General features: G+C 39.3%; 15 protein-coding genes and 1 riboswitch. Of the genes, 7 read left to right on the plus strand and 8 right to left on the minus strand.

Annotation, left to right across the window (positions count from 1 at the left end):
• Positions 1 to 100: 100 nt before the first annotated feature.
• Positions 101 to 2248, plus strand: a complete 2148-nt coding sequence (locus AB1H92_RS14750; protein WP_115363513.1) for an MMPL family transporter — start codon at positions 101 to 103, stop codon at positions 2246 to 2248.
• Positions 2249 to 2350: 102 nt separating this feature from the next.
• On the opposite strand, the gene AB1H92_RS14755 is transcribed toward AB1H92_RS14750, so the two are convergent.
• From AB1H92_RS14755 to AB1H92_RS14770, 4 genes are all read right to left on the minus strand, one after another.
• The gene (locus AB1H92_RS14755; RefSeq protein ID WP_166739579.1) at positions 2351 to 2524 is read right to left on the minus strand and encodes a hypothetical protein; all 174 of its coding nucleotides are present in this window, start codon (positions 2522 to 2524) and stop codon (positions 2351 to 2353) included.
• Between the two features lie 7 nt (positions 2525 to 2531).
• Positions 2532 to 2987 (minus strand): hypothetical protein, encoded by a 456-nt coding sequence (locus AB1H92_RS14760; RefSeq protein WP_115364185.1) that lies wholly within the window; start codon positions 2985 to 2987, stop codon positions 2532 to 2534.
• Between the two features lie 13 nt (positions 2988 to 3000).
• Positions 3001 to 3651, minus strand: a complete 651-nt coding sequence (locus AB1H92_RS14765; RefSeq protein WP_166739578.1) for a pentapeptide repeat-containing protein — start codon at positions 3649 to 3651, stop codon at positions 3001 to 3003.
• Between the two features lie 143 nt (positions 3652 to 3794).
• The gene (locus AB1H92_RS14770) at positions 3795 to 4658 is read right to left on the minus strand and encodes a putative RNA methyltransferase (RefSeq protein WP_166739577.1); all 864 of its coding nucleotides are present in this window, start codon (positions 4656 to 4658) and stop codon (positions 3795 to 3797) included.
• 141 nt (positions 4659 to 4799) lie between these two features.
• Between AB1H92_RS14770 and AB1H92_RS14775 the strand changes: the two genes are divergently transcribed.
• The gene (locus tag AB1H92_RS14775) at positions 4800 to 5927 is read left to right on the plus strand and encodes a CAP-associated domain-containing protein (protein ID WP_243835638.1); all 1128 of its coding nucleotides are present in this window, start codon (positions 4800 to 4802) and stop codon (positions 5925 to 5927) included.
• Between the two features lie 45 nt (positions 5928 to 5972).
• Here AB1H92_RS14775 and AB1H92_RS14780 read toward each other — a convergent pair whose 3' ends face one another.
• From AB1H92_RS14780 to AB1H92_RS14795, 4 genes are all read right to left on the minus strand, one after another.
• The gene (locus tag AB1H92_RS14780; protein WP_243835637.1) at positions 5973 to 6521 is read right to left on the minus strand and encodes a superoxide dismutase family protein; all 549 of its coding nucleotides are present in this window, start codon (positions 6519 to 6521) and stop codon (positions 5973 to 5975) included.
• 102 nt (positions 6522 to 6623) lie between these two features.
• On the minus strand, positions 6624 to 7235 hold the full coding sequence (wrbA, locus tag AB1H92_RS14785; RefSeq protein WP_115364188.1) for an NAD(P)H:quinone oxidoreductase: 612 nt from the start codon (positions 7233 to 7235) through the stop codon (positions 6624 to 6626).
• A gap of 482 nt (positions 7236 to 7717) precedes the next feature.
• Positions 7718 to 8398 (minus strand): phosphoribosylaminoimidazolesuccinocarboxamide synthase, encoded by a 681-nt coding sequence (locus tag AB1H92_RS14790; protein WP_115363519.1) that lies wholly within the window; start codon positions 8396 to 8398, stop codon positions 7718 to 7720.
• A gap of 70 nt (positions 8399 to 8468) precedes the next feature.
• Positions 8469 to 9509 carry a GGDEF domain-containing protein gene (locus AB1H92_RS14795; protein WP_115363521.1) on the minus strand — a complete coding sequence of 347 codons (1041 nt, stop codon included), beginning with the start codon at positions 9507 to 9509 and terminating at the stop codon, positions 8469 to 8471.
• Positions 9510 to 9865: 356 nt separating this feature from the next.
• On the opposite strand from AB1H92_RS14795, the gene AB1H92_RS14800 reads away from it, so the two are divergent.
• From AB1H92_RS14800 to thiS, 5 genes are all read left to right on the plus strand, one after another.
• Positions 9866 to 10087, plus strand: coding sequence for a heavy-metal-associated domain-containing protein (locus tag AB1H92_RS14800; RefSeq protein WP_115363523.1), 222 nt, complete (start codon positions 9866 to 9868; stop codon positions 10085 to 10087).
• 91 nt (positions 10088 to 10178) lie between these two features.
• Entirely contained in the window at positions 10179 to 12065 is a 1887-nt protein-coding gene (locus AB1H92_RS14805) for a cation-translocating P-type ATPase (RefSeq protein ID WP_115363525.1), read from the plus strand.
• 11 nt (positions 12066 to 12076) lie between these two features.
• Positions 12077 to 12775, plus strand: a complete 699-nt coding sequence (locus AB1H92_RS14810; RefSeq protein WP_243835636.1) for a Crp/Fnr family transcriptional regulator — start codon at positions 12077 to 12079, stop codon at positions 12773 to 12775.
• Between the two features lie 147 nt (positions 12776 to 12922).
• A riboswitch (TPP riboswitch) is annotated at positions 12923 to 13031 on the plus strand.
• 71 nt (positions 13032 to 13102) lie between these two features.
• A complete protein-coding gene (locus tag AB1H92_RS14815) occupies positions 13103 to 13699 on the plus strand; it encodes a thiamine phosphate synthase (RefSeq protein WP_115363529.1) in 597 nt (198 codons plus the stop codon).
• Positions 13700 to 13712: 13 nt separating this feature from the next.
• A complete protein-coding gene (thiS, locus tag AB1H92_RS14820) occupies positions 13713 to 13919 on the plus strand; it encodes a sulfur carrier protein ThiS (protein ID WP_115363531.1) in 207 nt (68 codons plus the stop codon).
• The last annotated feature ends 2 nt before the right edge of the window (positions 13920 to 13921 follow it).

Raw genomic sequence — 13921 nt, forward strand, 5'->3', positions numbered from 1 at the left:
TCCTTCCATGAATATTAATCTACGATAAAAGACTTTCTTTCCCAAATCCGTTACGATAGAAGAATAGATTGAACTATTCAATAGAAAGAAGGATTGGCCATTGCGTACACTTGCTAACTTTATTACACGTGCCCATAAAGCAATTATCATTGCTTGGTTAGTTATTTTTGCTTTTATGGCTGTTTTTGCGATTCGCTTACCAAGTATGCTCGAAGGCGATGGGTTTCGGATGGATGGAGACCATGCCGATGTGATGAATATCGTCTCAGATACATTTGATATGCCTGTGGAAACAATGTTTGTTGTTTTCAATGACGTAACTGATAAAAAAATAGAAACAACGATAGATAAGATTGAAAAACTTAAACTCACATCTTCAATTGAATCCCCTTTAAATGATGATGCTTTACAAAGCGGGAATGTTGCTTATGCGATGCTTCACTTTGATGGCGATGCAGATAATATGCCGGAAGTTGTTACGGATATTCGCGAGGCGATTGGTGATGAAAAAGGAATTACGCTGACAGGTTCTTCTGCGATTTCCAAAGATATTAACGAGGCGAGTCAGCGAGATTTAATTACCGCGGAGGCGATTGGCCTTCCGATTGCGATACTTGTTTTACTTTTTGCATTCGGAACGGTTGTGGCTTCACTTGTTCCGTTAATGATTGGCATCGTCACCGTCGTTTCGTCTTTCGGGATTTTGACGATTTTAGGTGGACAAATTGATTTGTCGATCTTCATTTTAAATATTATTCCGATGCTTGGGCTGGCGCTCAGTATTGATTTTGCGTTGTTGTTCATTAGTCGTTATCGCGAGGAGCGTGCCCACTCGTCCATTCTTGAAGCTGTTCATATGACCATTCGTACAGCTGGGCGCTCTGTTATTTTCTCAGCATTTTGTGTATTTATTGGACTTGGGGCGATGCTGTTGATCCAAGTTGATTTATTCCAAAACATTGCCATTGGCGGCATGATTGTTGTGTCGATGGCGGTTCTCAGTTCGATTACATTGTTGCCTGCCGCATTAATTGCACTAGGCGATCGCATCGATAAGTGGCGCATTATAAAGGTGAATGAAAACGGCGCAAATCGTTGGCGTAAGTTTGCCAATCAAGTCATTAAGCGTCCTGTGGTGATTACGATTTTGGCGACTGTTTTACTTGCTATCGCTATGATTCCAGTGAAAAATATCGAGTTAACCATTCCACAAATCGATTCATTGCCGGAGTCATACGATTCTCGAGAAGCGTTCGAATTAATGGAGGACACTTTTAACCTCACAGACACTTCAACTGTCTATGTCATTGCTGACCGAAAAGACGGTTGGAAAGACGAAGACGGGTTGCAAGCGATAAAAGAGTTAGAGGAAACACTCGCGAACGATTCACTTGTTGATAAAGTAACAACCATTTTTACTGCAAGCGAAATTTCAACTGTAGACCAGTGGAATCAGGCGATGATGGTGCCTGAAATGGAAGCGAACTTGGCACCTTTACTAGAAACATTCGTTCAAAATGAAAAATTAATGATACCAGTCACGCTTGCCGCGGAAGGTGCTTCTGATACAGCACAAGAGTGGGTTCGTGAGTGGAGCGATAAAAAGACAGATTGGAACTTAAAGATTGGCGGACAACCAAAATTCAACCAGGAAATCTTTGATGAAATTTGGGATAAAATTGGCCTCGTGCTCGCAGTCATTATCGTGTCGACTTTCTTCATTTTAATGATTGCCTTCCGTTCACTTTTAATTCCAATTAAGGCAATTTTAATGAACGTCATTGGATTAGCGGCAACGTTCGGGATTCTTGTATATATTTTCCAATATGGTCATTTTGGAATTCCCGCAAGCACGATTGCATTGATTATTCCTGTGCTTGTGTTCAGTCTTGTGTTTGGATTGAGTATGGACTATGAGGTATTCTTAATTTCACGCATGCAGGAGGAATATGCAACTTCATTTAGCAATGACAAAGCGACTGTCGAAGGATTAGCCACGACAAGCAAGGTGATTACATCAGCCGCACTTATTATGATTGTGTTAACTGGCGCATTCGCGTTTACCGACGTTCTACCTGTGAAACAAATCGGTGTCGGAATTGCGATTGCGGTCGCAATTGATGCAACAATTATCCGCCTACTTCTCGTACCAAGTTTGATGAAGTTGTTCGGAAAATGGAACTGGTGGTTGCCGTTCGGAAAAGGACTTTACCGCTCGGATAACCGTCGATTTGAACGTAGAAATTAATAAAAAACGGTTTTTGCTCCTTCTCAAGGTCGCAAAACCGTTTTTATTTTCCTCACTGTTTCTTTGAAAAAAGAAATAGCTATGTATGAAGACTGAAAAAAACTACTCAATGGTCACGTGTTGCCTATCTTCTACAACTTGAATGACCGCCATCGATGTTTCTTCGTTTTTTTCCTCTTTGATTTGATTAATCGTGGACATCATCATGAAATAAATGAGACCAACAACAATGATGACGAATAAAACGATACCGATAACAAGCGTTCTTCCTTTCATCTTTTGTTCACTCCTCTTTTAAAGTAAACTGCTCTTCCTTTAAATAGGTAACGGCTTCTTCATAATCACCAAAACTATCTTCTAAATTTAAGCCGTGATACACATTCCAGTAGCCTTCTTCTTCCTTTAACTCTAGCGTATTGTCCCCATTCACCCAAGTTTGTTGGACAGACACTTCCACTTCTTCATGTCCAAGCGCTTGAATTGAATCTGCGATAATCTTGCGCAACTCTTCTTCAGTTGCTTCACGAATATTCACAAGACCACGATCATCTGCCTCATAACCTGGAATGTCCGCAACATAAACGAAACCATTGCCATTTGGATGTAAATGTTGCACAACGATTTTTTTATCATAAGCACTTTCTTCAAAATGGTAATTTAACCGTTTCATCGATACCTCTTTACGTGTTAATTCCGGAAAGGATTCAATGATTGCTTGTTTTTCTTCAAAAGTTAACATATCTTCACTCTTTTCATTCTTCATTTATTTTTAATCCTAACACGCGTGCAAATCCTAGCGCCTGCTCTTTCGAGACGATGCATCCACGAATCTTAGAAACAGTAACCTCAATTTGCTCGTATGTGTTTGTCGATAAATCAATCCCGGCCATATCCGTTTCCGAGAAATTTGTGTGATCCAACTTGCATTCCGAAAAGCGCACTTGTTTTAGATGACATTCATAAAAATCACTATCCATGAACTGACTGGACATAAAGTCCACTTCTTTCATTCCTGAGAAACTGAAGTTACTATATTTCCCGTCACATTCAATAAATAAAGTATGGCCAATTTTAGCATTAGCAAAATCAGTTCCCGTCAGTTTTGAGTTTCTAAATTCGCATCTATGGAACACAGCATGCTGAAACTGCACATTTGAGAAATCGCAAGTATCAAAAACGACATCAACAAACTCCGCACCGTGCATGTCGCCGTTTGTAAACCGGACATGTTTAAAAATAACATCATCAAATGACAAACGCTCGTCTTCAGAACTAACGAAATAGCCGCCATTAAAATGGACTTTTTCAATATACGGTTCACTTGGTCCAATGTCTTCAATAGCCATTTTTTCATGAAACTCGGATAACTTAGGACGTTGGCGCTTGCCTCTTGCCTTCTGCACGAACAACCTCTCCCTTAACGAGTTTTCCATTCCGCAATAATGATAAATGCAATGACAACAGCGACGGCAATAATATAGAACCAACTTGGGACACTACTTAAAACTGCAAACATATTTAACCTCCTCTTCTTTCGAATAAGCTTTTATTCATTGGTCCCTATGATAATTGTATAATCAACGGTGACAGCTGGAATCTCGGATTGTAATGCAGACTTAATTTTATCCTCACTAGCTCCCCATGATAGTGGGGTCATCTGGATTAACTTTTCTAATAGCATTTGATTTAACGGAAAATCATATGTGATCCGTTCCGTTTTCACGGTGTTAAAATATTCCCCCGTTCTCTCAACAGGGTTTCCTTCATTTTGTCGTTCTGCGTCGTCATAAAAAATGGTTCGCAATTGTTTTAAATAATCGTTTTCAGGTACGACCTTCACAAACATCCCTGCCGGTTTTAAAACCCTAGTAAATTCAGCGTAGTTGGCTGGAGATAAGATGTTTAACATGACATCAAACGTATCATCTTGAAACGGACAATTAGCCAAATCTGCAACGAGCCAAATATGCCCTGGATAATCTTTGGCCGCCGCCAGTACACCTTCTTTCGCCAGGTCAATGCCTACTCCAGTGGTCGCATCGGAAAGTTTTGATACAATACTCGCCAAATGAGAACCTTCTCCACTGCCTGCGTCAATGATTGTTGGGGCTTGTTTATTTTGTACACGCTCATCAACCAATGCTGTTAAACGTTCAAGTAATGGGTCAAAAAAACCATTTGTTATGATCGTTTTTCTAGCTTCAAAAAGCCTTTTATCGTATTTTGTAACATGTGCTTGCGGCGCCAAATTTACATACCCTTGCCGCGATAAATCAAATGAATGATTTTTCTCGCAAACAAGACGCGCATCCTCTTTAAATTCCATTGTCAATGAACAAATCGGACAGCGGAAGAGATGCTCATTTTTCGCAAGTGCCTGCGCATTCATCATTTTTTTAGAAATAGCCATCATCTATACTCCGTTCTTTTATCGTCACTCTAGTATACCTTTTCACGATGTTAAATAGGAAATGAATGTAATCTAAAATATAAATTACACTGTATTCAACCTACCTTTACAGGTTACAATGAAAGGAAGGAGGAATTGCCCTTGAAACGATTTTTTCTATTGATTCTACTGTTATTCACAATTTACTTAGCTAAGCCTATATGGGAAAAGCCCGTCTCACAATATATGGATTTATCTTTTTTAGAGCCTGTTGATAATAAATTAAAAGCATTTTTAACGAGTGAGCCGTTCGAAACAGCAGTACATTTTATTAGCGATCAAGCAGATAAAGCAATTCTTTTCTTTTTAGCAGAAACAAACGTCCAAGATCATGAAGTGAATAACGTTGAAAAACCTACATTGAAAGAGCCTAAAACGAGTCAAATTTCAATTCATAATCTTGAAATTGGGAATGCTGAAGAAACGGTCACCGCTACACTAGGTGAACCCTTACAAGTTTCGCATAATGAATATGGGACAAACTGGTCTACATATCATCAAGATTACCATAATTTCGTTATGATTTCTTATGACAATGAACGGAAAATCAATGCAATCTACACAAATGATGACTTGATTTCATCGGACGCTGGGGTTCAATACGGCACATCTAAAGCTGTCGTCAGAGAAAGGTACGGAGAACCGTTAACTGAGATTCGAAAAGGATTGAACATATATATTCTGCAAGATAGCGAGGGATTTGACCTATTTAAAGTCGGTGATCTGTACGCTTACTTCTTTTATGATTTACATCAAGATGACAAGGTCACTGCCATTCAACTCGTTTCCAGTTCATTGGAACATACTAAAAATGGGATTTACGCACCTGGAAACGAAACACTAAGAAAAGGTTTTGAAATCCAACTATTTGATTTAACAAATGCAGCTCGCGTCAGACATGGGCTTCCAGCGTTGAAGTGGGAAGAGAATGCGGCACAAACTGCGCTCCTCCATAGCATTGACATGGCCGAACATAATTATTTTAGTCATGAAAATTTGGAAGGCCTTTCGCCATTCGATCGAATGAGATCCGACGGTATTACGTTTCGTGCAGCTGGAGAGAATCTCGCGTATGGACAATCTAGCAGTATTTTTGCGCATGAAGGATTAATGAACTCCAAAGGTCATCGGGAGAATATTTTACAAGATATTTACAGCCATCTAGGCATCGGCGTTGCATTTAATGAACAAGAACAACCGTATTACACTGAAAATTTTCTATTAAAATAATCCCTTTCTGATGCGTCTTCGCATTTGAAAGGGATTTTCAACTTTTTACTCGATTACTGCGCAAGCAATTCGATCTCCTGCATTTCCCGCTGGATCCGTTTTATAATCATCTGCATTTTCGTGGATCATAATGGTACTTCCGTCTTCATCCAGAATTGAATTTTCCTTTCCTTTTTGAAGCGTCACTTCCGCTGTTGTCACTGTAGCATCGATAGTACCGTCTTTTTCTACTTGGATATTTGGTAAGTCACCTAAATGAAAGCCCTTTGGATTTTCAAACCCATGCTCCTTATTTGTGGGATTAAAATGACCACCAGCAGACTCGAACGTTGGAGGTGTACATTCCCCTTTTTCATGAATATGAAAACCGTGTGTACCTGGTGTAAGACCTTCTGCCACTACCCGAATCGTCACACCTTTATTATCTTCCGTTATCGTGACTTCGCCCATTTCTGTCCCTTCCGTGTTGATAAGTGGCGCTTTAATCATGTCTGTACTATTCCCACTCACCGGGATTTTCGTGTTGGATTTCCCACAACCAGCGAGAATAACAAACACAGTTAACAAAATGACTCCGACTACATTTCGCTTCAAAAAAATTCCTCCCTAATCCTTTTTCATTGATAGGATAGGTTCTAATCGGTTTATTTAAACTTAAAGAGCCAATCAAAGTTGATTGACTCTTTAAAAACTATCTTATTGATTCCCTTTTTTAACCCATCCCGCAACAGTTACTGTGCGTTTTGCTTGATGTTTGACTGCAGCTTCCACGTCATCAACCATCTTGCCATCTTGGTCTACTGTTACACTTGTTCCATATGGGTTTCCGCCTGCACCAAATACAACAGGGTCAGTGTATCCGGGAGTCGCAATAATCGCACCCCAGTGCATCATCGCTGTATATAATGAATGTAATGTCGCTTCCTGACCGCCATTCGGGTTTTGTGCGGATGTCATCGCACTTACAACTTTGTTAATCGTTTTACCGCTTGCCCATAATCCACCTTGAAGATCAATAAACTGCTTCATTTGGGATGCCATGACACCGAAACGAGTTGGTGTACTGAAAATAATTGCGTCTGCCCATTCAATGTCCTCTGAAGTAGCGACTGGAACGTCTTTCGTTGCATTAACAGTTGCTTTCCAACCTTCGTTTCCATCAATAACTGACTCCGGCGCTAATTCTTGTACTTTTAGCACTCTAACTTCTGCACCAGCTTCTTGTGCGCCTTCTGCAGCCCACTTTGCTAATTGATAATTCGTTCCACCCATACTATAGAATACGATTGCTAATTTTACGTTTGACATATTATCCATCTCCTTTGTTTTTTTAAATAATTTACTCCAGAAACCCATTTATTCCACCTTCTCTAAAATTATTTCCATATTACTCTGTATTAAACCGCCCCCTTAAAAGATGAACGATGTAACCAACATTTTACTCCGGTCCTCTATCATGAACTAATGGAACAAAATCAGACGTACTATTCGGTGCCCTTTAACTAAATACTTTAATCAAGCTTCATATTAAATTATCTCGAATTCAAGGTATGTGGTTAAAAAAATTATATCTTGTTCCACAGGTTTTTTATTAACTCTAATACGCGTGTTAAAAAACGAATAACCTTAAAACAACCTTTTAATTTACCTTGAATTCAAGTTAATTATATGATGATTAATTGTTTTTGTCAACGGCCTATGTTTATCTCTCGCTAGGTTATCCAAATACCATCAGAAAAGACACATCCAACAATGTGAATGTGTCTCGTCTTTTTAGTGTTCATCATGTTTTACTGGAGTAACATTTTTTCTAATTCAAGTGGCTGTACAGATTGTCCATCTTTATATACGCGCATATTACCGCCAGAAATTTCATCGATGAGCATCATGTTTCCTTCTGCATCCAGACCAAACTCAAGTTTAATATCATAAAGTTCTAAGCCTTTGGCGACCAACTCATTTTTCACAACGGAAGATATTTCTTTCGTCAACGTGACGAGTGTTTCGTATTGATCTTTTGTTAAAATCCCTAATTGTGCAAGTCCATCCTGATTAATAGGTGGATCATTTCGCTTATCATCTTTTAACGTGACTTCAACGAACGCATCTAATGGTTTTCCTTCTTCACAGTATGCACCATACCGTTTTAAGAAACTGCCAACTGCTCGATACCTACAAATCACTTCAAGTCCTGCACCGAACATTTTCGCTGACTTTACAAGCATCGTAGCTTCATCTAGATTAGATTCCACAAAATGCGTTGGAATTCCTATTTCCGCAAGTTTTTCAAAAAAATAGGTTGTCATGCGTAAACCTGATTGGCCCATGCCTTCAATTGTCAAACCGACTGTATTGGCACCCGGGTCAAAAACACCGTCTTCACCTGTTACGTCATCTTTAAACTTTAGTAATACTTGACCATTTTCAGCTTCAAATACATCTTTCGTTTTACCACTATAAATAAGTTTCATGCGCCTATTCCTTTCTATTCGGATCAACGTTCACTCTAAGTATAATGCAGAATCGACTGAAGAAAAAGGGTTATTCGTTTATTCTACCTGTGACGATATTTCTTCCAACGTTTTTAGATGCGTAAAGTCTTTGATCCACTCTTAATAACATAGATTCTGTCGTATCTCCTTGAATATATCCAGTCACACCAAAGCTTGCTGTCAACCGATGGATACCAGTAAAATTATGAGACTCAATGGCTTGGCGTAAAATTTCCGCCAGCCTATATGCAGCACATTCTGACCCACGAAGAATAATCATAAACTCCTCACCGCCCCACCGGCCAAAATGCTCATTTTTCTTTAGTTCATTTTGAACAACTTGCGCCAATTCACGTAATACCTCATCACCAATATTATGTCCAAATTGGTCATTAATTTCTTTAAAATGATCGATATCAAAGAAAATAATAGAATATTCATCTTCCTTTGCTTTGCCCAAAAACGACTGCATCCACTCATCAATTTGAAAACGATTCCCAACTTGTGTAAGTGGATCTACTCGTAATTGACGGCGCATGATTTCTACCTCTGCATGCGTTCTGATGATTTTAAATGAAAAAATGAGTACCAAAATATAGACAATCATCGCTAAGATAAGCTGGGCAAAATATTCCAAAAATGCCGCACTTAATTCATTTATATAATACACACTAGGAATGATTGAACCGATAAGTAACAGTAAAGAGAGCCTTATCGCTAACCTTTTACTCCAAATGGCATATGTAAAAATTATGATGAGCGGAAGCCAAACGACAAATGAATCAAAGTGAACCGTTCCTACAACCCCTAGATGACTTCTTACAAATATTGTAACCTTTAGCCAATGATAGACATACAAACCAAACAGTATAATTAATTCCAATAATTTCATTTTCCATCTGACTAAAGCTGCAAACCAGCCAATCATGAAAGTACAAGCCAAAAACATTTTTATAATAAAATCAAAATGAACTTCTTGTTTACCTATGTTTACAACTATCGAAACTAAAGCACTAAGAAATAAGATAGGTAAAATAACTAACAGTATATTTCTTCTTAAGTCAATAAATGACTGTTCTTTCTCTAACATTGTTCAATCCCTTGTCCTTTCTTATATTTATCATATAACTTTTCATATGGAATGAACAACTTCTAGCTACTAAAAAATGATAATCCACTCTCGAATTTAGCACTTTTGACACATTACAATAGTAACAAAAACCTCAACTTATCAAAACCTTAAATTTTCCTATCAATCTTGATATGCGTCAAGGTACCCTTTAAGTAATCACCCTATACTTCATGTATAAAGATGAAAAGCAACACTAAAAGGTTGCGTGTTCAAATAATCTAATAAATTTTCCAGAACTTGATGCACGTCAAGGTCCGCGATGAACATTCACCTTATACTTTAGATACAAAATAAAACTTTGGAGGATGAACAATATGAAAAAAGCTGTTTTTAATCTTGAACCACTTGGTTGCCCGACTTGTGTGAAGAAAATCGAAAACACACTGGAGAAAATGGAGGGAATTGAGGAAATAAAAGTTCTTTTCCATTCCAACCGCGTTCGCACACAATTTGATGAAAGCAAGGTCCAAGCTGAAGACATTGAAAACACACTTACTAAGCTTGGGTACCCTGTCGTTTCAAAAAAAGTTTCGTAAAACAAAAGCCCCGGACGCGTCTGGGGCTTACTAATTTTACAAGCTCATAATCGTCAATTTTCATAACAAACATTAAAAGGTGGGATAAATGATGAATGCTAGAAGGACCTCTCAAATTACCGCCATCACGGGGGCTTTACTTCTTATCGCGATTGGTCTCCACCTCGGGGGCTTGCATGAATGGCGGCAAGGGACACTTATTATATCGACGGTAATTGCAGGTACGCCAATTGCCATTAAAGCGTTTCAAGCAATTCGGATGAAAACATTTAGTATTGAATTGCTCGTAACCATCGCTGTTGTCGGTGCTTTGTTTATTGGAGAGTACGTTGAATCAGCAGCAGTAACCTTTTTATTCCTATTCGGTGCATATTTAGAAGTACGGACATTAGAAAAAACACGTTCTTCCCTTCGTTCATTGATCGATATGGCGCCTGTTGAGGCAACGGTTTTACGTGACGGAGAAACGATGACTATTTCCGTCGATGACGTAGAAGAAGGAGATCGCGTCATCGTCCGTTCAGGTGAAAAAGTAGCGATTGACGGAGAAATTATTTCCGGTAAAGCCACTTTAAATGAATCTGCAATTACTGGTGAATCTGTACCGGTAACGAAAACGAAAAATGACCGTGTATTTAGTAGTTCTATTTTAGAAAATGGATTTATCGAAGTACTTGCCGACCGTGTTGGGGATGATACAACTTTCGCACGCATTATCGAACTCATCGAAGATGCACAGGAAACAAAGTCTAAAACACAAAAGTTTCTTGACCGATTTGCAAATATCTACACACCAGCAATTGTCGTCATGTCCATTCTCGTTTATTTATTCACAAGAAACATTGAAATGACGCTTACTTTCTTAGTTGTCGCTTGTCCTGGTGCACTTGTTATTTCTGCACCCGTCTCCATTGTTGCGGGGATCGGTAATGGTGCCCGTAATGGTGCCTTGATTAAAGGTGGAGAAATTATGGAAAGTCTCGGTAAAATCGACACAGTCGTATTTGATAAAACGGGTACTTTGACACGCGGACGTCCTGAAGTAACGGACATCCATACATTTAGCCGCAAAGAAAACGATTTACTACGTGTTGTTGCCGAAGCTGAAATGATTTCTGAACACCATCTCGGCCAAACCATTGTAAGAGAAGCAAAGAGACGAAATCTTATTCTTGTGAATGAACCCCAAAATGCAGAAGTGATTGAAGGGAACGGCATTCGCGCAGATATTGAGGGGCAAACACTCGTAATCGGAAATCGAAAACTGATGCGCACCAATGGCATTGCGATTTCCAACGAAGTTGAAGCTTATGCGGTAGAACGTGAAAAGTCTGGAAACACAGCAATTTTTGCAGCTATTGACGGAACCATCGCGGGAATCATCTCCATCGTAGATCAAATTCGTCCCGAAGCCACAAGCGCACTACAAGAGTTACGCGCAAACGGCATCAAACAAATCATTATGTTAACAGGTGATAATCGACATACTGCTGAACTTGTTGGCAAGCAACTTGACTTTGACGCGGTATATGCGGAACTACTACCTGAAGACAAAGTAGCCATGGTCCAAAAGTTAAAAAATGCGGGTCACCGTGTTGCTATGGCAGGAGACGGTATTAATGATGCACCAGCCATCGCGACTGCCGATATCGGGCTTGCAATGGGCGAAGGCGGAACGGATATTTCAATGGAAACTGCGGATGTTGTTTTAATGGCAGACCGACTCGACCAGTTTTCACACGCCTATTCTTTAGCAAAAGCCACTGTACGTAATATGCGACAGAACACATTCTTTGCGGTAGGAACAGTTGTCATCTTACTGGCAGGTGTCCTACTCGGAAAAGTATTTTTAGCATCAGGTATGCTCATTCACGAACTAAGTGTGCTTCTAGTTATTCTTAACGCTGTTCGATTAATGCGTTATAATAACAAGAACGGTAAAAAAGAGACTGCGACGCCAATACTGCAAACTGAATGAGGTGGAGAAGGTTGACAGAAAACAATCATTGCGAACATAGAGCCGTGGAGATGCAGAAAATGTGCATCTCTATTGTGCCGATTTTTAACCATTTAACAACTGCCGAAATGAGTGAGATTGTCAAAACTACAAATTCTGTAAAGCATCCACGAGGCCATACAATTTATCGAGCAAATGAACCGTCAGATGGGCTGTATATCGTTCATAAGGGACGGGTGAAAATCTATCGTTTATCAGACACTGGCAAAGAACAACTTGTGCGTATTCTAGAACCAGGTGATTTCACTGGAGAACTTTCTTTATTCTCTGAATCCGTGCACGATGCCTATGCAGAAGCGATGGAACCTGTAGAATTATGTGTGATGGGAAGAAAAGATTTCCAACAGTTTTTATTGAAATATCCCGCAATTTCCTTAAAAGTCCTCACTGAGTTTTCAACGAGATTGTCAAAAACCGAAAAGCAGGCGGCAAGCATTGCGTTGGAATCCACCGAAACAAGAATCGCGATGTACCTTGCGGATGTAGTAGAGGAAACGAAAAGTAAACGCATTACACTGCCGATGAGTCGGAAAGACCTCGCTTCTCATCTTGGGACAACACCCGAAACAGTCAGTCGAAAACTAGCTGACTTTGAAGAGGCTGGATGGATTCGACAACATACACCCAGCAAAATAGAGATTTTAGATTTAGATAGTTTACTACTCGTCTAATCGCTTAAAAGCCATCCATACAGGGTGGTTTTTTAATACTTTGAAAGCAACTAACCATTTTCTTGCTTTTCCAGTAATTCCTACTCCTTTCTTTCATTCAAAAAGACTCTATGCTACACTAATAGTAGATTGAAAATTCAACATAACATTGACCATTAGGGGAATCCTTGAAAAGGACTGAGAGAAGAGTACAACTCTGATACCCTTATTACCTGAACAGGTTTGGACCTGCGTAGGGAAGTGGCCGTCAGATTATTTATGTATTAATACTGTCTTTGACGACTACTTTCCTACTGCGGAAGTAGTCTTTTTTGTGTAAAGGAGGATATGATGAAGCTCATTGCAGTGACGAATGACCGTATGTCGATAGATGAATTAATTCAAACATTACTAGCGATTGAACCGTATATTGACGCAGTTATTTTAAGAGAAAAGTCGAAAACGGATACAGAGATCTTGAAATTAATTCAAAAGCTTAAGGAAGTAAATTTTAACGTAAAGAAAATGATTGTCCACGGAAAACCTACTATTGCAAATACCGAACAAATTGATAAAGTACAACTGCCAGGCGGATTACCACTTCCTGATTTAATGCGGCAGTATCCAGCGCTATTATTCGGAAAATCCGTCCACTCACTTGAAGAAGCGATAGTTGCTGAGGCGGATGGCGCAGAGTCTGTGTTATATGGTCATTTGTTTAAAACAAATTCAAAGCCTGGATTGCAACCACGCGGAACCGATGACTTGCGGCGAATTGTTTCATCGCTAACCATTCCTGTCTACGCGATTGGCGGCATTCGACCAAGTCATATCGAACGATTAAGAGAAGTAGGGATTGCAGGCGTGGCGATAATGTCTACTATATTTGAAAGCGAACATCCGAAAAACATCGCCAAAGAGTATTATGATGCCATTCATACATAGAGGGGGATTATCAATGACTAAAACAATTGAACTAAATGGGAACACACAAGAAATCCCAAAAGACGTTGAAAGTGTCCAGCAATTGCTCGAACACTTAAATCTCGAGGAAAGAATTTTAATTGTGGAATTGAATAAAAACATTCTCAATAAAAGCGCTTATGATCAACCGATTATGGACCGTGATCAGATCGAAATTATTCACTTTGTAGGAGGCGGATGAAC

It is taken from the genome of Sporosarcina pasteurii (assembly GCF_041295575.1).
GTDB classification, from domain to species: Bacteria; Bacillota; Bacilli; order Bacillales_A; family Planococcaceae; genus Sporosarcina; species Sporosarcina pasteurii.